At 63.6% G+C, this 23046-nt stretch carries 27 protein-coding genes; 6 read left to right on the top strand and 21 right to left on the bottom strand.

Going from position 1 to position 23046, the window contains the following annotated elements; translation table 11 throughout:
* Positions 1-120 precede the first annotated feature (120 nt).
* From EAT49_RS19920 to EAT49_RS19950, 7 genes are all read right to left on the bottom strand, one after another.
* The gene (locus tag EAT49_RS19920; protein ID WP_246003920.1) at positions 121-2442 is read right to left on the bottom strand and encodes a class I SAM-dependent DNA methyltransferase; all 2322 of its coding nucleotides are present in this window, start codon (positions 2440-2442) and stop codon (positions 121-123) included.
* A complete protein-coding gene (locus EAT49_RS19925; protein WP_123644074.1) occupies positions 2439-2861 on the bottom strand; it encodes a type II toxin-antitoxin system VapC family toxin in 423 nt (140 codons plus the stop codon). The genes EAT49_RS19920 and EAT49_RS19925 overlap by 4 nt, the downstream gene beginning before the upstream one ends.
* A gap of 3 nt (positions 2862-2864) precedes the next feature.
* Complete coding sequence (locus EAT49_RS19930; RefSeq protein WP_123644075.1) at positions 2865-3113, bottom strand: FitA-like ribbon-helix-helix domain-containing protein; 249 nt, start codon at positions 3111-3113, stop codon at positions 2865-2867.
* A 48-nt stretch (positions 3114-3161) separates the two neighbouring features.
* Positions 3162-3437 (bottom strand): WGR domain-containing protein, encoded by a 276-nt coding sequence (locus EAT49_RS19935; protein WP_123644076.1) that lies wholly within the window; start codon positions 3435-3437, stop codon positions 3162-3164.
* An 84-nt stretch (positions 3438-3521) separates the two neighbouring features.
* Positions 3522-4454 (bottom strand): DUF2493 domain-containing protein, encoded by a 933-nt coding sequence (locus tag EAT49_RS19940; protein ID WP_123644077.1) that lies wholly within the window; start codon positions 4452-4454, stop codon positions 3522-3524.
* 366 nt (positions 4455-4820) lie between these two features.
* Entirely contained in the window at positions 4821-5852 is a 1032-nt protein-coding gene (locus EAT49_RS19945) for a DUF7146 domain-containing protein (RefSeq protein WP_123644078.1), read from the bottom strand.
* 3 nt (positions 5853-5855) lie between these two features.
* Complete coding sequence (locus tag EAT49_RS19950) at positions 5856-10217, bottom strand: bifunctional class I SAM-dependent methyltransferase/DEAD/DEAH box helicase (RefSeq protein ID WP_123644079.1); 4362 nt, start codon at positions 10215-10217, stop codon at positions 5856-5858.
* Positions 10218-10396: 179 nt separating this feature from the next.
* On the opposite strand from EAT49_RS19950, the gene EAT49_RS19955 reads away from it, so the two are divergent.
* Positions 10397-10693: a hypothetical protein gene (locus EAT49_RS19955; RefSeq protein WP_088716141.1), complete on the top strand. Its 297-nt coding sequence runs from the start codon at positions 10397-10399 to the stop codon at positions 10691-10693.
* A 22-nt stretch (positions 10694-10715) separates the two neighbouring features.
* Here EAT49_RS19955 and EAT49_RS19960 read toward each other — a convergent pair whose 3' ends face one another.
* The 10 genes from EAT49_RS19960 to EAT49_RS20005 form a co-directional block, all read right to left on the bottom strand.
* The gene (locus tag EAT49_RS19960) at positions 10716-11738 is read right to left on the bottom strand and encodes a nucleotidyl transferase AbiEii/AbiGii toxin family protein (RefSeq protein WP_088716142.1); all 1023 of its coding nucleotides are present in this window, start codon (positions 11736-11738) and stop codon (positions 10716-10718) included.
* The gene (locus tag EAT49_RS19965) at positions 11731-12324 is read right to left on the bottom strand and encodes a DUF6088 family protein (RefSeq protein ID WP_123644080.1); all 594 of its coding nucleotides are present in this window, start codon (positions 12322-12324) and stop codon (positions 11731-11733) included. The genes EAT49_RS19960 and EAT49_RS19965 overlap by 8 nt, the downstream gene beginning before the upstream one ends.
* Before the next feature lie 57 nt (positions 12325-12381).
* Positions 12382-13026: an antitoxin of toxin-antitoxin stability system gene (locus EAT49_RS19970; protein WP_123644081.1), complete on the bottom strand. Its 645-nt coding sequence runs from the start codon at positions 13024-13026 to the stop codon at positions 12382-12384.
* Positions 13019-13438 carry a hypothetical protein gene (locus EAT49_RS19975; protein WP_123644082.1) on the bottom strand — a complete coding sequence of 140 codons (420 nt, stop codon included), beginning with the start codon at positions 13436-13438 and terminating at the stop codon, positions 13019-13021. The genes EAT49_RS19970 and EAT49_RS19975 overlap by 8 nt, the downstream gene beginning before the upstream one ends.
* A 74-nt stretch (positions 13439-13512) precedes the next feature.
* Positions 13513-13710 carry a hypothetical protein gene (locus EAT49_RS19980; protein ID WP_123644083.1) on the bottom strand — a complete coding sequence of 66 codons (198 nt, stop codon included), beginning with the start codon at positions 13708-13710 and terminating at the stop codon, positions 13513-13515.
* Between the two features lies 1 nt (position 13711).
* Entirely contained in the window at positions 13712-14089 is a 378-nt protein-coding gene (locus EAT49_RS19985; protein WP_123644084.1) for a DUF6915 family protein, read from the bottom strand.
* Positions 14090-14099: 10 nt separating this feature from the next.
* Entirely contained in the window at positions 14100-14591 is a 492-nt protein-coding gene (locus EAT49_RS19990) for a DUF6878 family protein (RefSeq protein WP_123644085.1), read from the bottom strand.
* Positions 14592-14692: 101 nt separating this feature from the next.
* Positions 14693-15211, bottom strand: coding sequence for a DNA repair protein RadC (locus tag EAT49_RS19995; RefSeq protein WP_123644086.1), 519 nt, complete (start codon positions 15209-15211; stop codon positions 14693-14695).
* A gap of 107 nt (positions 15212-15318) precedes the next feature.
* Positions 15319-15759, bottom strand: coding sequence for a JAB domain-containing protein (locus EAT49_RS20000; RefSeq protein WP_123644087.1), 441 nt, complete (start codon positions 15757-15759; stop codon positions 15319-15321).
* A 126-nt stretch (positions 15760-15885) separates the two neighbouring features.
* Positions 15886-17085: a DUF932 domain-containing protein gene (locus tag EAT49_RS20005; RefSeq protein ID WP_123644088.1), complete on the bottom strand. Its 1200-nt coding sequence runs from the start codon at positions 17083-17085 to the stop codon at positions 15886-15888.
* A 294-nt stretch (positions 17086-17379) separates the two neighbouring features.
* On the opposite strand from EAT49_RS20005, the gene EAT49_RS20010 reads away from it, so the two are divergent.
* Both EAT49_RS20010 and EAT49_RS20015 read left to right on the top strand, forming a co-directional pair.
* Entirely contained in the window at positions 17380-17949 is a 570-nt protein-coding gene (locus tag EAT49_RS20010) for a DUF2087 domain-containing protein (RefSeq protein WP_123644089.1), read from the top strand.
* Positions 17918-18322, top strand: a complete 405-nt coding sequence (locus EAT49_RS20015; protein ID WP_246003921.1) for a GFA family protein — start codon at positions 17918-17920, stop codon at positions 18320-18322. Before EAT49_RS20010 ends, EAT49_RS20015 begins: the two co-directional genes overlap by 32 nt.
* A gap of 134 nt (positions 18323-18456) precedes the next feature.
* Here the strand turns inward: EAT49_RS20015 and EAT49_RS20020 are convergent, their stop codons facing one another.
* Positions 18457-18861: a single-stranded DNA-binding protein gene (locus tag EAT49_RS20020; protein ID WP_090271194.1), complete on the bottom strand. Its 405-nt coding sequence runs from the start codon at positions 18859-18861 to the stop codon at positions 18457-18459.
* Positions 18862-19068: 207 nt separating this feature from the next.
* Positions 19069-19206 (bottom strand): hypothetical protein, encoded by a 138-nt coding sequence (locus EAT49_RS21355; protein ID WP_185020858.1) that lies wholly within the window; start codon positions 19204-19206, stop codon positions 19069-19071.
* Between the two features lie 83 nt (positions 19207-19289).
* On the opposite strand from EAT49_RS21355, the gene EAT49_RS20025 reads away from it, so the two are divergent.
* From EAT49_RS20025 to tcmP, 3 genes are all read left to right on the top strand, one after another.
* Positions 19290-19610 carry an H-NS histone family protein gene (locus EAT49_RS20025; RefSeq protein WP_123644090.1) on the top strand — a complete coding sequence of 107 codons (321 nt, stop codon included), beginning with the start codon at positions 19290-19292 and terminating at the stop codon, positions 19608-19610.
* Between the two features lie 203 nt (positions 19611-19813).
* A complete protein-coding gene (locus tag EAT49_RS20030) occupies positions 19814-20569 on the top strand; it encodes a DUF5131 family protein (RefSeq protein ID WP_123644147.1) in 756 nt (251 codons plus the stop codon).
* A 12-nt stretch (positions 20570-20581) separates the two neighbouring features.
* Positions 20582-21721, top strand: coding sequence for a three-Cys-motif partner protein TcmP (tcmP, locus tag EAT49_RS20035; protein ID WP_123644091.1), 1140 nt, complete (start codon positions 20582-20584; stop codon positions 21719-21721).
* A gap of 272 nt (positions 21722-21993) precedes the next feature.
* Here the strand turns inward: tcmP and EAT49_RS21360 are convergent, their stop codons facing one another.
* A complete protein-coding gene (locus tag EAT49_RS21360) occupies positions 21994-22158 on the bottom strand; it encodes a hypothetical protein (RefSeq protein ID WP_185020859.1) in 165 nt (54 codons plus the stop codon).
* Positions 22159-22548: 390 nt separating this feature from the next.
* Positions 22549-23022 carry a hypothetical protein gene (locus EAT49_RS20040; protein WP_123644092.1) on the bottom strand — a complete coding sequence of 158 codons (474 nt, stop codon included), beginning with the start codon at positions 23020-23022 and terminating at the stop codon, positions 22549-22551.
* Between the last annotated feature and the right edge of the window lie 24 nt (positions 23023-23046).

Here is a 23046-nt window from a genome sequence, read left to right on the forward strand (position 1 = left end):
TACGCCCAGCGATCTGAGAAACGCATTCGTAGCACACATTGCGAAACGCACTCCCTGCCTCATTACAGGGATGCCTTCGCAACTCGTCAGCTCAGCCAGAAGGTGGGGCTCAGCCGCCGCTTACAGATGTGTTATCACAACATCACTCGGTAGAATGCCAACAGGCAAGTATTCTCGACGCTCAGACGAGACCTGAGGGACGAGTATCTGGGAACTTTGAGCTAGATTTCGGTAACGAAATTGATGCGGGTTCTTTCTTAAGGTTCGTGCAACTTCTCCGCCGCCTTCTCTGTATTTTCGAACCCCAGAGATGCGCTCGGCTGACCCTGGCAGAGATTCAGCGAGTTTCAAATCACCATCTTCAAACCACAGACAGAAACGTTGTACGCCGTCGATGAATTCACTCGTGCCCTTAACTGGTCGAATGAAATCAACAAGCTCAGGCGATTTTTCCAATGCACTATTTCGTTCACTGGTGCTGAGGAACAAGTGTCCACCGTCATATGCAGCGTTTCCCGTTATCATTCTCGAAAGCCGGCCAGCCGGTGTTGCACGAGGGTGGACGACAAGATCAGACCCCTCGACCAAGTAGGGGCTAATATTAGAGACCTCCTTCTTTGTGTCTCCCTGAAAGATAAACTTCGGCGCGGCGCTTCTCTTGTTCAACCCAATAATTGTAACAGTCACGCCTGCGTTATGCGCAGCGTTATTTGACCATTTGAATGGCAGGTACGCAAAGTTGATCTCGCATCCAGTCCTATAAACCTCAGGCCAAAGGACGGGAACATGTGTCCCTTCGTTGATGGAGTTGGTAGCAACAAATGCAACTCGATCCAATGCGGAAATGTAATCGCATGCCTTTAGAATGAAGCCGCAAACGTAATCGAGGTTCTTGTATTTTTTGCTTCCCTCAAAAATTAGAGCTAGATCTTCCTTCTGCTCCGAGCTCTGCTTCTTTCCACCAACGTAGGGCGGGTTCCCGCAAATATAGGTCTCTCCCCCCTCGTTCGCGAAGTCGATCTGCGCCTGATCCAGGGGCGCCATGAACAGGTCATCGGCCTGAAACTTCACCCCCGTCCCTGTGGGCGGGCAGACCGACAGCCAGTCCAGCCGCAGGGCGTTGCCGCAGGTGATCCAGTTCTGCGCGTCCAGCGGCAGGAACTCGGCCAGTGCCTCTTTCTGGCCGCGATAAGTCACGTCGCATTGGTATTCCGCGATGATCAGCGCCAGCCGCGCGATCTCGGCCGAGAAATCCCGCAGCTCGATCCCGCGATAGTTGGTCAGGGGAATGTCGGTGCGGCGCTGCGGCTCGCCCCGGCGCTTGTTAATCTCATATTCCAGCGCGCGCATTTCCTTGTAGGCGATGACAAGGAAGTTGCCCGACCCGCAGGCGGGATCGAAGACGCGGATCTTGGCCATGCGGGCGCGCAGATTGGCCAGCTTGCGCGCGTTGTCGCCCGCCGCCTCCAGCTCTGCACGCAGGTCATCAAGGAAGAGCGGGTTCAACACCTTCAGGATGTTCGGCACGGAGGTGTAGTGCATGCCGAGGACCGAGCGTTCCTCTTCATCTGCGACGGCCTGGATCATCGACCCGAAGATGTCGGGGTTGATCTGCGTCCAATCGAGGCTACCGATATGAGAGAGGTAGCGCTGCGCGATCTTGGAAAAGCGCGGCACATCGGTGCTGCCCGAAAACAGCCCGCCGTTCACATAGGGAAAGGCATCGGCCCAGCGGGGCAGCCTGGCCTCGGCGCGCTTGGCGATGGGGGTGTTCATCGCGCGGAAGATTTCGCCGATGACTTCGTGCGTGTTGGACCCATCGCGGTTCGCCATCTGGTCGATGGTGGCGGTGAACAGGTTGTCGCTGACGAAGATGTCGGTGTCTTCGGCAAAGAAGCAGAAGATCAGCCGCGCCATGAAATGATTCATGTCGTGGCGTTTTTCCGCGCTGCCCCAGTCAGGGTTGTCCTTGATCAGCTCGACATAGAGCCGGTTGAGGCGGCTGGTCGCGCGGATGTCAAATGCACTTTCGCGGATCTGCTTGACGGTGGAGATGCCAGCAAGCGGCAGGAAGAAGCCGAAATGGTCGGGGAAATCAGTGTAGCGGCAGGCGATGGTTTCGCCGGTCGTGATATCCTCGGCCTCGAGGTCGATGCCGTCGGTGGCGAGGATGAACTTGGCCTTGGCGCGGGTCGTGGCGGGGCTATCGCGAAGGGCGGTCAGGGTCGCCGCGATGTCGCCCGGCGCGCAGGTCGCAAGGTGGATGTTGTTGGTCTGAAGGACGCCGCCGATATCGGACTTGTTCGATGCGCCGGTGCGCAGCCGCTTGATGGTCGTGTCCTTGTTGCCGAAGGCCATGAGGAAGGCATAAGGGAACTCGACCGCATCAAAGGGCTGCTCGGCGAGTTCAGAAACGGCTTGTTCGATTTCAACGGCGTTCATGCGGCGGTCCAGGGGTTGATCAGGTCGATCTCGCAGCCCTCGAAGTCAGGCGTATTGCGCGTGGCGACGGTGGCACCACGGGAGTGGGCAATGGAGGCGATCTGGCAATCGGCCTGGGCGATCGGCCGCCCGGCGGACCGTCGTGTGGCAGCGATGGTGGCATAGGACTGCGCGGCGTCGCTGTCGAAGGGCAGGATACGACCGGCGAGGTCTTCGCGCAGGATACGGTCCACGGCGTCAATCAGCGCGGCGCGGCGCTTGCCATTCCCCATGATCGCGAGGCCGTAGCGCAGCTCTGCCTCCGATATCGCAGTCAGGTAGACGTTGAGCCCGTCCTGAGCCGACAGCCACAGCTCGACCCTGGGCTCGGGGGCCGGGCGCAACAGCTCCGAGATGACATTCGTATCGAGGATGATCATGCGTCAGGCCTGGTCGAACGCGGGCGGTTCACGCATGGCCTCTCGCTGCGGAAGGTCGAGATCAACGCCACCGATAGGCGCGACCCGTGCTCGGATGGCCGCGGCAAGATCATGGGATGGCTTCGCTTCGCCGACGACATGGCGCAAGATCTCGCGCGCCTCCTCTTCCATCGAGCGGCCATGCTCGGCTGCGCGGATGCGAAGGCGGCGCTTTACGTCGTCGTCAAGGTTCCGGATGGTAATGCTCGCCATGATATCCTCCTGAGAGGAGTGTAATCATCGCAATCAATGCGATCAAGACTAATCGCCTGATTGCAGGGCCTCATAGCCCCGCCGCTTCTTCACCGCAGCAAGCTTCATCAATGCCGTGATGGCTTTGCCTTCATCAGGATGGGTCTCGACCATCATCTGCCCCCGAAACCCGATCCGGCCCCATTCGCGCACGAGGCTGGCGCGACCGAAGAGGTCGCGTTGCACACTCAGTCGATAGAAGCGACGCATGTTACGCGCCGGATCGATCCGGCGCATCTGCACATCGGTCGGGAAGACATCAAGCTGGATCGGACTATGGTACATGTAGTGATAGGGTGAAGTTTCCTACACAATATCAGGTGGAAGCCTGCGCTTCCACCTCGATTTCCCCGCGAGGGGAAAGGGGGCTCACGCCCCCTTCTCGAACTTCATGACCGGAATGCCCAGCTTCTTGGCCTTGTCGGCGAGGTTCTCCTGGATGCCATTGCCCGGGAAGACGAGGACGCCCACGGGCAGCACGTCGAGCATGGCGTCGTTGCGCTTGAAGGGGGCGGCCTTGGCATGCTTGGTCCAGTCGGGCTTGAAGGCCACCTGGGTCACGCCGCGGGCCTCGGCCCATTTGGCAGCGATGGTCTCTGCTCCCTTCGGGCTGCCACCGTGCAGAAGAACCATGTCGGGATACTTGGTCCGGACTTGATCCAGCTTACCCCAGATGAGGCGGTGATCGTTGAAGTCGGTCCCACCGGTGAGGGCGACCTTGGGGCCTGCGGGCAGCATCACCTCGGTCTCCGCGCGGCGCTTCGCGGCCAGGAAATCGCGGCTGTCGATCAGCGCTGCGGTCATGTGCTGGCGGTTCACCATCGAACCGGTGCGGGGGCGCCAGGTGGAACCGGTGTGATGGACAAACTCGGTCGCGGCGTGATCGCGCATCATGTCCATGCAGTTGCGCCGTTCGATCAGGGTCATGCCTTCGGCCGTCAGGCGCTCGAGTTCGGTGGATTTCACCTCGGAGCCATCCTGCTCCCGCTGGAGGCGGCGTTGCGCCTGCTCGTTCTCGTCCAGCGACCGCTCGATCCGGGCCGTGGCGCGGTGGAAGAGGTTGACCTGACCCCAGAGCACCTCTTCGAGGTCGGGTTCCATGCGGGTGTCTTCCAGGGTCGCGACGAGGGCATCGAAGATGTCGGCGACGGCGACCGCGAGGCGCTGCCCATCGGGCATCGGGCGCGGATCGGGCTCGTCAAAGGGGCGGTAGCCATAGAGCTGCAGCTCGTCGAGCGCATGGGCGGTCTGGGATGCGGTGTGGGCGGGTTCATACGCGTCGTCGTGGGTGTGGATCGTCATCGGTTCTTGCCTCCGGGCCTGTCTGGTCCGCGCGTCATCCCGCGCGGCCTTCATGGGCTGCGAAAGCCGTGGGAGGGGACGGCCCTTCACCCCCTTTCGGGGCCGGAACGCATGTGGAGGAGGACGGGGGGCGGCTGATTTGTCTCGCGATGCAAAGCGGGGGCTCGTCCCCCGCGGCGGAAATCAGTCGCCCCCCGTCCTTGAAGGGGCGGCCCCTTTGACGGCCGCCTGCCCATCTCTTGAAGGCCGCTCGGGGGACGGGTGGATGAGATTGCCCGGGAAGAGGCAAAGCCGACGGTCCACAGCCACGACAGGAATCCGTGACCCCTGCCCCGCACTCCCGGACCGCCCCTTGCGCGATGCAGCTCAGCCCAACAGGCGATGCCAATCCTCTGGACCGATCTGCCCTGCCAGATGTTGACGAAGCGCCTCCTTGCCGTTCGCCCGGAGATCATCGTTGAAATCCCCGAGACGCGGTTCCAGCACCCGCACGCGCACCCCGACCTCGGAAGCTCTGGCGCTCAACCTCTCTGCCGCGCGTTGGCCAGCGGGATCGCGGTCGATGGCGATGTAGAGGCGCTGCAGCCCCTCCGGCAGCAGGACGGCCCCGAGGTGTCCCGACGAGAGCGCCGCCCAGAAGGGAAGGCCGGGCACGGCCTCGACCAGGGACAGCATGGTCTCGATGCCTTCGCCGACCACGAGGATGTCGTCATGCGGGGCCAGCCTGACTGCATTGCCAAGGAGATGACCCATGGCACGCCGCTGCGTCTCGACCCGCGCTTTTCCCTGTCCGTCTGGCGCGAGCCAGGTGCGATGCACGCCCTGCAAGGCCCCTGCCCCATCGGTGACCGCGGCGATCAACGCCGGTCTGGGGAGGCTCCGGGTCTGGCCCTCATCCCGATGCCAGCACTTCGGGTGGAAGCGCAGCGCGCTCATCGTGCCTCCTTGGGTCAGGCCCCGGGCGCGGAGGTAGGTGTCGGCAAGCGTGCCTGCGATCGGCACCGAGGCTGCAAACAGACGCGCTGCGGCCGCTGGTGTGCCACCGGGGGCCTTGGCCTTCTTCGGCTCTGGCGCATCTGGGTGAACCGGCTGCGGGCGGCCAAGATGCGCCCGGGCCTCGGCCAGAAGGTCGGGAAAGCGGGAGATCCCGGTCCTCTCGCGGATGATGTCGAGAAGATCGCCATGCTCGCCCGTGGCGCCATCGGTGAACTTGCCGGCAGCGCCCGGGCCGGACGCGGGCCCGGTCAGGCGCACGAAGAGCGACCGGCCGGGGTTGTTCTGCAGATCGCCCACGATCCAGTAGGACCCTTCCCGCCGACCAGCGGGAAGGTAAGCGCGACACACGCTCTCTGCATTCTCCGCAAGAGCGCGGATCACATCTTCGGTCTCGGAATACATGGCTCAGCACCCTCCGCGTGCATGTAGTCCCGTCACAGGACAACGTGCAAGCAGACGATCAAGTACGGCGATGCCGGCTGAGTCCGTCGGGCAGAAAAGGCGCAGCTTCCAGCTGATGATCTCCGAGAAGCAGCCATCGGCCTTGAGTCGGTCCTTCGCCGCTTCCGTGAAGCCAGAGAGCTCGATCCGGTTCACGCCCATGACGCGGGAGAGGTGCAATTCCATCCCTTCGGCCAGCCGCACCACGGTCTTGCCCTCGAGAACGAGGGCATGGACCTGCGCCGCCGTCAGCTGCGGCGCGTCATTGGCCAGCGTGGTCGCGACCCAGGCAGGCGAGACCCGGCGGCCAATGATGCGCTGGCCGTCATCGGTCTGCAGCCGGTAGACGCGGGTTTCATCCTGTGGGAGCTGCTTCCAGATCGGCAGCAGCAGCCCCGCCACGATGTGGAGCGTGGCTTCCGAGAACTCCGGCATCTCAGCCAGTTCCGCGGTCCAGGCGGCAGCGAAGGCCGCGCGGTCGGCCTCGAGCCAGTGGGTTTCGTCCATAATCCTGGCCGGAACCGTGGTGGCCTCGGTCGGGCGGATCAGCCGCAAGCGGGGCTCGATCGTGCCGTCGTCCAGCATCAAGCTGGTGGCGGGCACCTGCACCGCGGCACGGCCCGAGCGGCTGTTGACCAGCAGGCGTGCTTGTGGGTCGTCGAGCCAGTCGAGCGCATCCGCGAGCGAGGTCGGCGTGTTGCGCCGCTTCTCCGCGATGGTGAGGAGCTGGGTTTCCGCGCCGGAGCCCGGGTGGGTGTAGATCACCCGGGCATCCGTGACCCGGAAGCTCTCGGCGCGCAGCGTCTCGAGGCCGAGGTCGTAGACACCGGCCGCGATGGCGCCCTCGATCCGCTGGTCGAGGAGTTCTTCGAAGGCCGAGAAGAGCACGGCCTGCATGTCGATCGTAAGCGCGAGCAGGCGATTGAGAAAGGTCGTGATCGGCGGCAGGTCGTCCTTCAGACCGTTGTCATCGGTCAGGCTGAGCCCTGTCGCATCCTCAAAAGCGCCAAGCGAGCAGCCCGCCACATCGCCGCGATAGAGGCGGCGGTAGAGTTGGCGAAGGGCATCGCGGGCGTAAGGCGACTCGAGGTTATCCTCGGGCCGGAACAGCCCCTGCCCGCCGGTCTGGCGCTGGCCACGCGTGATGGCCCCGAGCGTGTCGAGGCGGCGGGCGATGGTCGAAAGGAACCGTTTCTCTGCCTTCACATCGGTGGCCACAGGCCGGAAGAGCGGCGGTTGCGCCTGGTTGGTGCGGTTGGTGCGCCCGAGGCCCTGGATCGCCGCATCAGCCTTCCAGCCAGGTTCCAGAAGATAGTGGACCCGCAAGCGCTGGTTTTTCGCGCCTAGATCGGCGTGATAGCTGCGCCCCGTGCCGCCCGCATCCGAGAAGATCAGGATGCGCTTCTGGTCGTCCATGAAGGCGGCTGTTTCCGCGAGGTTGGCCGAGCCGGCACGGCTTTCGACGACGAGGCGCGCGGCAGGACCCTCGCCCTTCCTCACGATCCGACGCGAGCGGCCCGTAACCTCTGCCACGAGGTCCGTGCCGAAACGCTGGACGATCTGGTCGAGCGCCCCCGGCACCGGCGGCAGGCTGGCCAGCTTCTCGATCAGCGCATCGCGCCTGCGGGCGGCTTCGCGGCACTCGACCGGCTGACCATCCCGCACCACGGGCCGGGACGAGAGATTGCCCTCGCTGTCGGTGAAGGGCTCGTAGAGCTGCACCGGGAAGGAATAGGCGAGATAGTCCAGGACGTATTCCCGCGGCGTGATGTCGACGCGGATGTCGTTCCACTCCTCGGTCGGGATCTCTGACAGGCGGCGTTCCATCAGCGCCTCGCCCGTCGAGACGATCTGGACGACAGCCGCATGGCCCGCCGCAAGATCGGCTTCAATGCTGGCGATCAGCGTGGGGGTTTTCATGCTGGTCAGCAGATGACCGAAGAAGCGCTGCTTGGCGCTCTCGAAGGCAGAGCGCGCGGCGGATTTGGCTTGGCGGTTCAGCGTGCCGTTCTCACCTGTGATATTGGCCGCTTCCATGGCAGCCGCGAGGTTATTGTGGATGATGGCGAAGGCCCCGGCATAGGCGTCATAGATGCCGCGCTGCTCGGGCGTCAGCGCATGCTCAAGCATCTCGTATTCGACGCCATCGTAGGAAAGCGACCGGGCGGTGTAGAGGCCGAGCGATCGCAGATCGCGCGCCAGGACCTCCATCGCGGCGACGCCGCCCGCTTCGATGGCCTCGACGAACTCCCCGCGCGTCGCGAACGGGAAGTCTTCGCCGCCCCAGAGTCCGAGCCTTTGCGCATAAGCGAGGTTGTGGACGGTCGTGGCCCCCGTGGCCGAGACATAGACCACGCGGGCATAGGGCAGTTTGTGCTGGAGGCGCAGTCCCGCCCTGCCCTGCTGCGAGGCTTCCGTATCGCCACGCTCGCCCTTGGACCCTGCGGCATTCGCCATGGCGTGGCTTTCGTCGAAGAGGATCACCCCGTCGAAATCCGCCCCCAGCCAATCAACGATCTGGTCGACGCGGGATTTCTTGGCGCCCCTCTCTTCGGAGCGAAGCGTTGCATAGGTGGTGAAGAGGATGCCCTCGGTCAGCGGGATGTCGCGGCCTTGCGCGAAGCGCGACAGGGGCGTCACCAGAAGTCGCTCCTGGCCGAGGGCAGACCAGTCGCGCTGAGCATCTTCCAGGAGCTTGTCGCTCTTCGAGATCCAGAGCGCCTTGCGGCGACCCTGACACCAGTTGTCGAGCAGGATCCCGGCCGACTGGCGGCCTTTGCCCGCGCCAGTGCCGTCGCCGAGGAAGAAGCCGCGACGGAAGCGCACGGCGTCCGCGGCATCGTCGGGCGCGGCCGAGACCATATCGACGGTTTCATCGACGGTCCACGAACCGGCGAGATACGCACCATGCGCTTCGCCCGCGTAGATCACCGTCTCGAGCTGGGCGTCGGAAAGCAGGCCGTCGCGCAGAACGGCTGCGGGGAGTTTCGGGCGGTAGGAAGGTTTCGGGGGCGCGACCGAAGCCATCGCCGCGGACTGGACCAGCTTGGTCGGGTGCGGGGCAGCGCCAGGGATGTCGATCGCCTGCAGGCGGAAGGTCTCGTAGATCGCGTCGGAAAGGCGCGCGGCGCCGAGATCGTCCGCCGTCTCGCGCAGGGTGTAGCCGAGGTCTTCGGCATCTGGCGCTGCGACAATTGCATTGGCACTGGCCGATGACGTTGCCCCCAAATGTCGAGCGGGAGGGCCGGACGTACGGGCTGGTTTTTCCCGGAAAGGGGAAGTGGGCTGGGGGCGAGGCAGCGCGCCCTCTTCCAACTCGAGGCGCGGGGGGCACTCGGCCACGATCCGGGTGAGGAGCTGCGGCGCATCGACGGACATCGCCCGAGCCAGATCGGCGGTGATCCCACCCCGTTCGCCGCCGCGGCACTTGTCGAAGACCGAAATCCGCGTCTCGAAGCTGGTGCCATGCTTGGCGAAGGCGGCACCGGACACAGCGCCCGTGAACCCGAGATGCGCGGTCTCGGTCAGGCGTGTGAAGGTCTCGGCCCAAGCCGGGACATCAGGCGCAAAACCCGCCCCCGTGATGGCCACCAGACGCCCGCCGGGCGCGAGCCGGGCTAGGGCCGAGCGCAGATGCCGGGCCGTCGCCTCGGTCGTCCGGCCATCGACATTGGCCACAGCCGAGAAGGGCGGGTTCATCAGGATGACGCTCGGGCGCAAGCCCGCGTCGAGGTGATCGTCGATCTGTGCGGCGTCGAAACTGGTGACAGGGCACCCCGGAAAGAGGAGGCGCAGAAGATCGGCGCGCGTGTCGGCCAACTCGTTCAGCGCGAGGCTGCCACCCGCGATCTCAGCGAGGATCGCCAGAAGGCCGGTCCCGGCCGAGGGCTCGAGGACGAGGTCACGGGGCGTGATCTGGGCTGCTGCCATTGCAGCCAGTCCCATGGGCAGCGGCGTCGAGAATTGCTGGAAGCGCTCCATTTCCTCCGAGCGCCGGGTATGCGTCGGCAAGAGGCCCGCCACCTTGGCAAGGATCGGCAGCAGCGCCGCGGGCGAGCCGACCCGGGCGAGCAGCGCGCGGCCGAATTTCCGCAGGAAGAGGGCGAGCGCCACCTCGCCCGCCTCATAGGCAAGCTTCCAGTCCCAGGCACCATCGGCATCGGAGCCGCCAAAAGCGCGCTCCATCTCGAGACGCAGGCGCAGCACGTCGATCTGGAAGCCCTGCGCGAGATCAGGCTGCAGTGCCTCGGCCACGGCGAGGATTGCGGGCGCGGGTTCAGTGGACGGAACAGGAACGGGAGGCGCAACAGGCACGAGATAGGTCATCGGGAAACTCCGGAATGAGGGACAGGGATAGGCCCGGACACCCTCTCTCTCGGGCACCCTCAGGCCTGATCTTCCCCGACCCCTCTCTCCCTCTCGAACCGGTGCGTTCCGTTCGCTTGGCTTGATTTTGTTCCTGTTCTGTTCTATATTGAGGGCCAAGCCAGAAAGGGAGTTTCCCGATGGACAGCACCACATACACCCTGCCCGCGACACCGAAGCAGATCGCCTATGCGCGGTCACTCGCCCTGCGCAATCAGACCCTTCTGCCCTGGGAGGTTCAGCAGGACCGCCGGTCCTTGAGCGTCTGGATTGAGGCTCAGGCCCAGCTGAAGCCGGTCTCCGACATGGACCGGCTGCCGACCTCAAAGCAGGTGGCCTTCGCGGAGAAACTTGCCCGGATCAAACAGCGCGCCGTTCCGGAAGAGTGCTTCCGCGACAAGGGGCTTATGTCGAAATGGATCGACGGAAATAAGTAGCGGGAATCTTCCGAAAAGATGGTCAGTCAGGCTTGAACGCTGCATTGGCCTTACGCGCGATGTCAGCGCAGCGGTCCATCAAGTCGCCAAAGGGCTCTGGTGTTTTTGCAAGCAGGCCGTCCTCGGCCATCCGGCGATAATCGTCAGCGAGAACGTCGAGGGCTGCACCGCTTGGGGCCAGTTGGAGTTGACCACAGGTTGCGGCTCCGTAATCGATCCACGTGGCATCCGCCGCCTTCTCTGCAAAGAACATCGTCTTGTGCCGGGCGACAGCGGTCGCAAGCGCGCGATCTTCGATGGCCGCAGCGGCGATGCCCGCATCGTCCAACCGGGCGACATCATGCCAGTGGCGAGAAAAGCGATCCCCTCGCATACGGTTTTGCAAACAGAAGACGTGGATCGCTGTCGCCTTTTCCCAGAACGTCCGTTCCGCATGCATCACGCGCGGGCGGGCAGTGGGAAACTCCACGCCTTCGATCACCGACGCGGCATCGCAAACGATATCGCGTGGGGATGCGGGCTCTCCTGTAGAACGCGCGCCGAATTCCAGCATCACGCTCGGAGAAACGTATCCAGTGCCTTGGGCGAGGTGCGGGTAGTCGATGAACAGCTTGTCGCCATCAATCCGAAGGCCGGCATCGACCCCTTCCCGATCAATTGCCTGCTGCAGGATCGGCTGAATGGTCCCGGCCACCCATTCAGGCAAAGCCTTTCGAACACGTTTCGACCAGCGCCGCTCTTCGCTGGATGTGGCGGGCATGGCGTCTTCACGGCCCTCCAGCAGATCCGGGATCAGCGCTCTGATATCGAAGGTCAGATCCACATCCTCGGAAAACCGGTCAATGACCCGGTAGGCCTTCGACAGCGAGGTGCCGCCCTTGAAGACGAGGTTTGTGCCGATGGGCGATCCAAACAATTGCTGGATCGCCCAGACCACCCAGACGTCCTTTTCGAGGAGATGGGCTGGTCGGCCGAGCCGATCGGCCGCGACACCAAGAGCATCCAGTCGGTCCTTACCGCTGAGGCGCAGGAATGCCTCAGCCATGGACCATCTCTCCGACTAATCGTGCCAGCCAAGTCGGAAACTGCGGCGCGGCGGACATCAGCTCAGTCTTTGCCGTCTCCGTGAGCTTGGATCGCAGGATTTGAAGAGCTTTGGGAGCCTCATCCGGCCCGAGCCATGCCAGCGCACGGACGGCCTGGCCCGAGGTCTTGCTCCCAAGGGCCAACTGCCAACGCGGCGCATGACGCAGTTCGACTTCCTGCCGGCCAAGGCTCAGCACGCGGCTTCGACCGGAAGTAAGGTAAACCGACTTGACCGGCACCTGTGTCGTGAGGCCCAGAGCGTTTGCCGCAGCAGCGCCACTCGGGACGATCGTCTCGCCCCGCTGCATAGCGAGCGCTTCAATCGCCTGTTCAGCCGACGGGCTACGCGGTCCAAAGCGTGTCTGGACCGGGCGCATGTAGATGCCGCGTCCTGCACGGATCAACTCGCCGCGCGCAGCCAGACGCGACAGCGTTTGATCGACCGCCGCGCGCGAGCCGAGATGCAAAAGCCCCTTCGCTGCCAAGGGCACCCCCTCCGGCAACGTCGTTGCGACATTCATAATGCTCTCGGCCATGCGCTCCATGATCGCTCCTTTGTCAGAAACATACGCAGTTTTCTGACAGTTTTCAACCGTGCGCCCTTACCCGAAGCGACGCCCGGCTTCCGTGAAGGTGTACTCGTTGACGATGATCCCCTCCTCGATGGCCTCATCCGAGGTCAGGTGGTCGTATTCAGCCTCAAGCTGGCGGTAGAGCCAGCGGGCCAGATCACGCAGCGCCTCGGTCACGATCTCCTCGGCGTCCTCGGTCGGTGGCTGCCAGGTCGGGCTGTCCCGCGTGACGTCAACGGCCATGGTATATTCGTGGTAGTAGCGGCCACGGTGGCTGACCTCGGCGGCGAGCTGGTAGAAGTTCCGCCGCTGGATGGCCTGCAGCCGGTCGGCTATGCCATGCAGCGTCGCGTCCTTGGGCGCGTAGTCCCGGGTGCGCGCGGCCGCGCCCTTTGCCTGGGACCAATAGCCCTCGAAGCAGGCCCCATCGCCCTGGCTCCAGAAGCCGGAGAACCAGATGCAGGGCTTGGCCCGTCTCCCGCCACCCATCAGGCGGACGGGGGTGGTTTTCAGGCGGATGCCGAGGATTTCGCAGACCCGCTGGAAATCCTCATAGACCGCGTCCCACCAATCGTCGTGGGGGCCCAGTTCGCGATACCAGCTGCGCGCCTTTTCCTTGGCCGCATCCGAGAGTTCGGGGAACTGGTAGACGGTGGTACAGATCACCTCAGGCATCGACGTCCTCCCCGTTCAGCGCGGCGGCCAGCCATTCCTGGCTGCCGGTCCAGCCGATGGATTTGCGGGCACCGAGATCGATGACATGCGCGCCGCCGCCGAAGGCATCGAGGCGGGGCCGGGAGCAAGTCAGGGCATACTGGAACCCCCAGAGGCCAGTGAGCCCGAGCTCCTCGGCGAGGCGCAGGACGAAGCGGATGACGGCTTCGACATCGCCGTGCTCGTCATCATGGATCCAGAGGCTGCTGCCCTCGGGCGCGTTCTGGTGAACCAGATCGAAGCCTGCGACCTCCGGGTCATCGGCGTCCTGATCCGCAGCGCGCAGTTCCTGGAGCAGCGCGAGCGCGCGGGCCGCCTTGTCGGGGCTGCCGACGTCGAGCAGGCATGAGAAATGGGTGAAGTAATCCGCCATGGGAACCTCCTGAATTTGAAGACCCGGCCGAGAGGCCGGGCACTGGATTGGGATGAGGGGTTTGTTGGGACCGATCAGCCGGAGGGCGGATCGCTCGCTGCCTGTCGCGCGGCATGGGCGCAGAGCATCTGCCGGTAGAAACGCTTGCGCGCGGCCCGGAAGCCACGAACGGCGCGCGTGTCGGGGTGGAGCGCCCGGACCGCCGCCCGCAGGACGGTGTAAGGCGACGCCTTCGCCGGCAGGCCGAGACGCTGATAGGCCGGATCGGTCATCTCAGCTGACCTCGACCACTGGTGACGCAAGATGCGGATCGACCAGTGCCTCGATCCGCTCGGCCCGGCCCATCCAGGGTTCGGGCCGGATCGCCTTCACCCAATCGGCAAAGCTCGGGATGAAGCCGAGGTCTTCCTTCACATGCTGCTCGCCGACCCAACGGGTCGGGATGACGCGCCCTGTCGAGAGGGTGAGGGTCGGCCCGAAGATCGTCTCGGCCATGAAGATGCCCTCGGCATGGTGGCGCAGCGCCCGGTGCCGAAAGTCAGCGGTGATCTCCTTGCTGGCGTCGAACCAGGTGTGCACGGAGATGAAGTCGTCGACCGTGCCGCCCCATTTCTTCACCGAGGACAGGGCGTGGTGATAAGGATGTGCCATCGCCACCCCCTCAGAAGTCGTGGGTGTAAAGTTCGGACGAGGTGAACCGTTCGTTGAACTCGAGGTGGATGCAGCGGGCCGCGGCGTCGAAGCAGAACTCGCCCCAGGCACCGTCGTTGTTCTCCCAACCACCATAGGTGTCGGAGAGGAAATCGTAGGCCAGCTGCTCGACGACATCTTCCAGCGGGAGCTGCCGCATCTCGACCTCGGGGTCGTCCCACGTCAGCGCCGCGTATTCGATCTCGGTCGCGGGAAACTCGACGGCGGTCTCACCGGACCATGCGCCAATGCTTTCGATCTGGCCGCTGTCACCGGCGCCGTCAAAGGTCACGGTGACATGGGTGATGCCGGCAGCCATCAGGCCATCGAAGAGGCGGTCCTTGTTGCCGGGGCGCAGCGCTTCGATGCGGGCCGCGCGCGCGGCATGGGCCGCGAAGATCTGCGCCACGTCGACGGTCGAGGGCGCCATCGGGGGTGCGAGGGTGGGTTCACTCAGGGTCATCGGGTGTCTCCGGTAAGGGGAAGGGATCGGAGCCGGGCCGGGCGATCTCTCTCCCCCGGACAAGCTCCAAATCCCCCCTGCCCTTCTCTGTCTCTCGGGCCTCACGCAGCGACCGGCAGTGACCTGGCGGCGAAGGCGCGCCAGAGCGGGTCGACGAGACGTCCGTCCAGAAGATCGGCGCGGTGGCGCAGCCGCTGCGCGAGATCGGGCTCACCCCAGGCAGCCGCGCGGCCCGCCTGCGCGCGCAGCTGGCTTGCCTCGGTCACGACGCCCCGCACCTCGGACGCGCTCGTCATCGGGTGGCACCAGACGACGGCGTGGTCGCTGGCGGCCCCGGCCAGAACAAGGCGCGCATCGCGGTCGAGGATTGCCAGAAGCTGGGGTGCGGCACCCGGGGCGATCCCCTCGGCATGGTCGATCGCGCCTTGCATGGCCTCGGCCAGGCTCGCGAAACGGGCGAGGACCAACGGGGCGGCACGGCCAGACATCAGATCAGCCAGTGCACAGCGAGCCAGGGTCAGGGCGAAGGGGTGATTGGGATCGGTGTTACCCGAAGTAAAATGCGGCGGGATGCCCCGCGCGTGGGCGGTCGGGTGGATGGGAAAAGGCAGATCGAACATGGGAGTATCTCCGACGGCGCGGGAAGCCTCTCTCCCCGCTTCACCGTCAAAGACAAAACCGCTGCCCTCTTCCTCGACGGGGCAGCGGTGATAGGTCCGATGGGCCCTCAGAGCTTGCCGAGGGCCCGCAAGCTCAGCTCAGTTCCGGCGCCGACGATGATGTGATCGTGCAGCGTCAGCCCAAGGTACTTGCACCCCTTCTGGATCTCCTTGGTCATGCTGAGATCGGCCTCCGAGGGCGTCGGATCGCCTGACGGGTGGTTGTGGATCAGGATCAGGGCGCTGGCGTTCAGCATCAGCGCCCGCTTGATCACCTCGCGCGGATAGACCGGGACATGGTTGACCGTGCCGGTCGAGAGAAGCTCATCGGAGATGATGCGGTTCTTGCGGTCGAGATAGAGCACGTGGAACCGCTCGATCGGGCCGCGGACGGTGAGCGCGCAATAGTCCATCAGCGCCTGCCAGCTGCCGATGACCGGGTTCTGGCTGAGGTAGCGACCGAGGATGTCGCGGGCCTCGAGGATGACGGTTTCTTCCTGGGGGGTCATGGAGGTTCTCGCTGAAATGCGCAGGCCGAAGTCCCCAGCCCTCTCGGGGCGGGGCCCGTGGCATGTATGTGGAAGGGGAAAGCGCGACCGCCGCGCGCGAGGGCGGTCGCGTTATCGGGTCCGGCGTCAGCCGACCCGGTCGAGGAGCTTCTTCGCGCGCCCTTCCATGTCGAGGCGGGCGTCTTGCTGGGTCTTGTCGCGCGCAAGCCGCGTGATGCCCTGCACGAAGTCAAAGATGCTCTCCGGCGGGCGGCCTTCTTCCATCAGCACTTTCTCGATGATCTTGCCGGACTCTGCCTTCGAGAAGCCGCGCTTGCGAAGGAAGTTATCCCGATCCTCATCTGTCCGCGCGACGATCTGCTGTCGCGCCGCCTTGATGCCGTTCACGAAGCCCTGCGGCGAGGAATTGGCAAACCGCGTGAGCGCCGGCGCCGCCTCATGGGCAAAGCGCGACGCGGCGTATTTCGAGTGACGGATCCGGATCTCCTGAAAATCCTCGACGCCCCAGAGGTTGCGGTTCTGGCACACGGCACGCAGGTAGAAGCTCGCCATGCCGAGGGTCTTCGCCCCCACCTCGGAGTTCCAGCAGTAGAAACCCCGGAAGTAGAGATCGGGCGAGCCATCCGGCAGCTTGCCCGCTTCGATCGGGTTGTGATCGTCGACCAGGAACAGGAAGACATCGCGGTCCGAGGCATAGAGCGTTGTCGTGTCGCGGCTGATCTCGACATCGGGGTTGTAGACCCCCGTCGACCAGTCGAGCACACCCGGCACCTTCCAGCGCGTGTCGCCGGTGCCATTGCCCGCGATGCGCTGCACTGCCTCGACCAGTTCATGGTCATGGATGCGGCCATAATCGGGGCCGGTCACAGCACGCAGTTCGGTCCGGCCGTCTTCCGTCTCGAAGGTCTTCACCTGCTCGGCGCGGTGGTTGGTCAGGCCGTATTGCAGGTTGATCCCCGCCAGCGGCGCGGGCAGCTGCCGCAGGTAGGAGGCCGGTGCGCCGACGATGCTGGCAAGCTGGCCGAAAGCCCAGTGCGTGGGCGCGACCGGCTCATGCGCTTTCGGCAGCATCAGATGCAGCCGCTCAGGGTTGTCGCGCGCGGCCTCGACCCGGATATCGGCGGTCTGCACCACACGGCTGCGGCTGCGCTCAGAGCGGCCCTTCACGTTGGCCCAAAGATCATCGAGCGACAGGTACCGCTCGTCATCAGGCCGATTGAACCACTCGGACGACACCCGCCCGTTCCGCTCACCCCTGCTCACATCCACTTTCCAGCCACCAGCCCGCGTCGGTGCGACCGGATCCAGAACTTCCACAACGCCCATCGGCTATCTCCCGCAACGGGCGCCGGAAGCCACTCTCCCAGCCCTCAACCCGTCACCGGGAAACCGGCACTCCTCTCACTCTGGAACCCTCACGGGCTTCCACTGTCAGCTTCATTGCATCCGGTCGCACAATCGACTAATTGAGCAGAACGGTCGGCAGTCACCGAGGCGTCGCTGCTCCAGTCGGAGTGCTAAACCTGCCGCGATATCGATGAACGACATCGCATCTTCCAGGGCGTTGTTTCGTTAAGTCAGCGACCGACGAAGCAGCACAACGCCTGTGTTGGATGTATGATGACCAAAACACCCCTATCGCTCCACGTCGATGACGTGACCGTCTTCTCTCGCGCGCTGTCGAAGCAGCTTGACGAAACCAGCCCCTCTCACCTCGCACTGATGAACATGGTCGCGAGGGCGGCGGGCTTCCAGAACCTGCAACATATGCGCGCTGCGGCCGCCGCCCGGAACCGTTTGGACACGCGCGAGGCCCCACCAATCGTGGATGCAAGATCTGTCGAACGCACGCTGAACCTGTTCGATGCGCTGGGACGACTTCGACAATGGCCTTCCCGTCGTGCTGTTCAGACGCTTGCTCTTTGGGCCCTTTGGTCGACTTTCCCCGTGGAAAAGGCGCTCGGCGAAAAGGCCGTGAATGCGCACCTGGCCTCCGAGCATACATTCGGGGATGCGGCGACCTTACGGCGGACGATGATCTCTTGCGGGTTAATGACCAGAAATCGCGACTGCTCTGACTATCGCCGAGTGGAGCGAAAGCCGCCTGCGGAGGCACAGGCCGTAATTAGCCACGTGAGTACTCGGCGGCGGGCACGGCTTGAAAGCGAAAGGGCATCCCAAAGTGCATAACGGGTCGTGTCTTTGCGGTGCCGTTCGGATCACCGTTCAGGGAGAGCTTCCGCAACCGAATGCCTGTCACTGCACCGCCTGCCGCAAGCAAAGCGGACACTTCGGCGCCTCGGTTGATGTGCCGCGCTCCGCGTTGTCGATCACTGGGCAGGAACACGTCCGGTGGTATCGCTCGTCGGAAAAGGTGCGGCGCGGGTTCTGTTCGGTCTGCGGGTCGACGCTCTTTTGGGACCCGGTTCATCATGACTGGACCGCCATCGCCATGGGCGTGTTCGACGGTCCAACCGGAACCAATCTGTCCATGCACATCTTCGTGGCGGAGAAAGGTAACTACTACGCTATCAAAGACGGGCTCCCGCAGAATGAACAATAGGCTAGGAACTTACGCCGGAGACTTTGGTTCATCGTTGTACCAGTATCGGCTGTTTTGTGCGCCAAGCCGCTTTGTGGCAGTGCCGCGAACCCGGCGGGTTTCCCCGCCGGGCCCGAGGGGGGAGACCCCGTTCCTCAGAACGGGATCTCGTCGTCGCGGTCGACCAGTTCGGGGTTTTCGTTCTCGGCCGACTTCGGGCGGCTCAGGAAGTCGACCTTCTCGGCGATGATCTCGCAGCCGTAGCGGTCGTTCCCCATGCTGTCGATCCACTTGGTGTAGTGGATACGGCCGTGGACGAGGACCTTCATGCCCTTTTCGCAGTGCTCCGCGACCGTCTTGCCGAGACCGTTGAAGCAGGTGATGCGGTGCCATTCGGTGTCCATGACCCGGTAGCCGTTCTCGTCGCGCAGGACGCGACCTTCCGAGAGGCGGGGGCGCGAGGTGGCGAGGCTGAAGTTGGTGATCTTGGTGCCGCCCTGGGTGGTGCGGACTTCGGGGGTCTGACCGATGTTGCCAGCGAGGATGACGATGTTCTGCATGGTAAGCTCCTGTGTGTCCTGTCTTCGGGACCGTCCCTTCGACAAGACCCGGAAAAAGCCCGTCGGGTGACGCGTGCACGGTGGACAGCATGGACGCCGGAAACCCCCAGAGGACCGGGGTGGAGCGGGCAGGACGCCAAAGGCGGCCAACACGGCCCGGACTGACGCGGGGTTGCGCGCAGGAGCCCGAACGGGATTAGGGGATTGTCAGTCGAAGGGATGGCCCAGAAGCCAGAGATGCGCGAGGAGCCCATGCCCGACCCTGTCACCTTGCCCATCGGAAAAGCCTGACCCCCAGTTCAGCACCTCCATGGCGGCGGAAACGGCGATCACCAGTCTTGCCACCCCTGCCCTTGCCTTCCGGGAGTTGCGGCACCCTGCCACGACGGGCTATCGATACCGGGACATTCAGGGCATGGACCGCATCAATGGCTGATTACGATCTCGAGGCACTGTCGCTCGGCGAGCTGAAGAAAATGCAGAAGGACGTCGCCAAGGCGATTTCCACATTCGAGGATCGTCAGAAGGCGGAAGCCCGCGCCAAGGTGGAAGCTCTCGCCCGGGATCTGGGCTACTCACTAGCCGAACTTGTCGACACCGAGACGAAATCCGCCCGTTTGCCTGCCGCGGCGAAATACCGGCACCCTGAGAACCCGGCGCTCACTTGGTCCGGCCGGGGGCGCAAACCGCAGTGGTTCGTGGAGGCGTTGGCGGCGGGAAAGACCGCGAGCGACCTCGCCATCAGTTAAAGGCTTGACCTACGCGATCGGCCCTGAGCTGACCTTGCACTCCACGTTTTGCGCTGCTGTGCGCCTCCCCGTAGTTGACGTTCGCAATGACCCCCGGCGAGTTCAGGCGGAAGCAGATGCGTCCGCTTCCGAGGCTGCGCGATAGCGGGGGATTCCTTACAGTCGCGAAAACTTTTAATATTACAAAGAAAATCGAGGCGACCATGGCACAGAGATCTGAGATCGAATGGACAGACGCGACGTGGAATCCCGTCACGGGATGCACGAAGGTCGGTCCTGGCTGTGACCACTGTTACGCGGAAAGGTTTGCAGAACGCTGGCGCGGCACTGCAGGGCATCCTTACGAACAGGGCTTCGACTTGCGGCTTTGGCCTGCGCGGCTGGCACAGCCAGCCCAGTGGAAGAAGCCGCGCATGATCTTCGTCAACTCGATGAGCGACCTTTTCAACAAGGACATTCCGCGCGAGTTCATCGACCGCGTATTCGATGCGATGGAAGCTGCAGACTGGCACGTGTATCAGGTGCTTACCAAACGGTCGTCGCTAATGCGCAACTATGTGCGCCGCCGCTACGACAGTGGGCGAGTGCCGTCACATATCTGGCTGGGCGTGTCTGTCGAGGATGCCGCCCACAAAGGGCGGATCGAACACCTTCGGCAGATTAACTCTGACGCGCGCTTCATCTCATTCGAGCCTCTGCTCGGTCCGATTGGCGAGGTTGACTTAACCGGCGTGGCTTGGGCGATTGTCGGCGGCGAGAGCGGTCCTGGCGCGCGTCCTATGGAAGCGGCGTGGGCGACCGAATTGCGTGTGGCCTGCGAGCGATACGACGTGGCGTTCTTCTTCAAACAGTGGGGCGGTGCGCGTCCGAAATCCGGTGGTCGTCTGCTTGAAGGTGAAGAATGGAACGGTTTCCCATGGGAGATCGTGCCCAAGGCGATCATAGCGGAATTGCAGTAGCGAAAGATACGAATGGCAGCAGATTTAGACCTTTACCGTGACCGCGAACAATCTTTTATAAAGCACCAGTTCCTGACGAAATACCTCCAAGCGGCGGCCTACAAGACGCTGCAAGGCCATTCTCCGACATTCAATTTTGTAGATGCCTTCGCTGGACCGTGGCGCGTGTCGGATGACGCCAAATATTCAGACGCCTCTTTCGATCAGGCAATCAACACACTGGAAGCCGTTCGCGCTGATCTTGGGAAGCGCGGTGTAGGTGGGTTGAAAATACGCTTCTGCTTTTGCGAACAGCGCCCAGAGGCGGTTGCGCGCCTTCGGGAATACGCCGCTTCTAAGGGGCTGTTCGAGATACATGTTTTCGAAGGCGCATTCGAAGACAACCTCAACGCCATTGCCACCAAACTGACCGATGGCTTCACGTTCACCTTCATCGACCCGACCGGATGGAACATCCGCAACGAGGAGGTGTTTCGCTTTCTGCGCGAACAGAACGGCGAGTTCATGCTGAATTTCATGTCGGACCACATCAACCGACATGCCGAGTATCACGAGGTGGCAGCGTCGTTCGCTCGGTTCCTCGCCGATGCCCAATGGGCTGACGAATTTGCGCGCCTGCCAGCCGAGTGGAGCAACGAGCGGAAGATGCTGCACTTGATGAAAGCCGCAATGCGCGCAAACAAGGTGGCGTCATACCTGCCAGATTTTTCGATCATGGTACCAAGGCGCGACCGGGTGAAGATGCGCCTCATACTCGGGACGCACAGCCCGTCCGGTTTGGAGGTTTTCCGCGACGTTCAGGAGAAGGTCGAGAAGCAAGAATTGGAGATGAGGCACAACCTTCGCGAAGGGGACAGCCCGCAGGTCAGTCTGTTCTCGTCGGCGGACATAGCGGCGTTTCAGCAGGAACAGAAAGGCGTCGGCTGCAAAGCGAACAGAGCGCGGGCGGAGGAGATCATCGTCGACTTTCTGCAAGGCAGAACGCGGGCGTTTCCCGGGCCCATGTTCAATCTGGCGATGGAGGAAGTTCCGATCCGTCGCACGCATCTAAACAAGGTCATCATGGATATGCGGGACCGGGGCGTAGTTCGTTTCGATCTTCCAGCCCCTAAGCGTGTCCCCCAGCCCAATACTGCAATTTCGTTGGTCTGAGTGGCTCTCAGCAGCGCCTGTCTCACTCCGCCTGCGGGGCCGATCAGCCCGGAGCCGACCGCATAAGCCTGATTGAGTGTCCGCCACTGCCGTAAGCCGGGGGTGCGTTCGCTAATGCAGCGAACTACCGGTCCTCCCGCCCTGTGCGCACCAAGATCTGTGCAGGTGGCACATAGGTGTTCCTCAGATCGGCACCGACGATCACTCTGTCGGCGATAAGCCCGGAGGCGCACCTGCGCCGTAGCGGGCCCTCGGGAAGTGAGGCCGAAGCCTCACCCGAAGGGATCGTATTCCGAGACGATCAGGACCTCGTCGCCGTCGATTTCATCGGCGGGGATGGCGCCGAAGGTTCCATCCCCTGCCTGAAAGACAACGATCGAGACCATGAGCGTGGCGGCGAGGGAGGCGGCGAAGGCGTGTGCATCTTTGCGGGACATCTGTTTGGCTCCTGTCTTGGAGGCGGGGGACCATCCCCCGCGCGACAGGACCCCGCAGGCCCGAAGACTGGCTGACATCACCGGGTGCGTTCGGCTCGACCGAATCCACCCGGCGGCACGGGCTCGCCCGTAGTCCGACCCCTTTGCGGGTTGATCTCGAAGACAGGATTCGGGGCAAGGAAGGGAATGGCGAGCGGGGGATGGTGCCCCAACGTCAGGAGCCGGTTGTCCCGCTCATGCTTGGAACGCCGCCAGCCTCCCAGGCAGGCTCTTGGTTGAAGACCTCCGTCTTGGGGGATGGATCCTAAGGCGCCCCGCGATATCGCGGGACGAGCTTCTTGGTCGGTGAGAGGCCCGGCCCTTCGGCAGACCCTCACGCATTGTCGGGGCTCAGGCGGCCAGGTCCGCGCCCCCTGCCCTTTCGCCTTCCTCGGCACCGACGATCTCGAGCCGCGCGTTGCGATAGCCCTCCCGCGCAATCCATAGCTCGGCCGCGGTGACGGACTCCGCCAGATGCAGCAATTCAGTGTTGCCCCCGAAGTCGAGGAGCACACGCACCTGCCCAGCCTTCGGTACCTCGGCCACTTCGAAGATCAGTCGGCTGTCCGCCGAATGACTGCGCATGATGGTGACGAGGATCACCCCGTCCGAGGAGAAGTTCCCTTCATGCAGCGTAAAAAAGGCCGGTGCCGTCCAGGTCGGATAGACCCGGGGCGGCTCCTTCTTCACAAGGCGGCCGACGCCGTTCGAACGCTCCCAGGCGGCAAGCTTCTTGGTGAAGCGTGCCGGCGGCTTGGGACTGCCGTCGGTGTAGCGAACGAGCGCCCCCAAAGGGGCTGTGTCGATGATGTTTGTTGCAGACATGATTCCTCATCCCAAATGCGAGTA

Source organism: Histidinibacterium lentulum, from assembly GCF_003789055.1.
Taxonomy (GTDB): Bacteria; Pseudomonadota; Alphaproteobacteria; order Rhodobacterales; family Rhodobacteraceae; genus Oceanicola; species Oceanicola lentulus.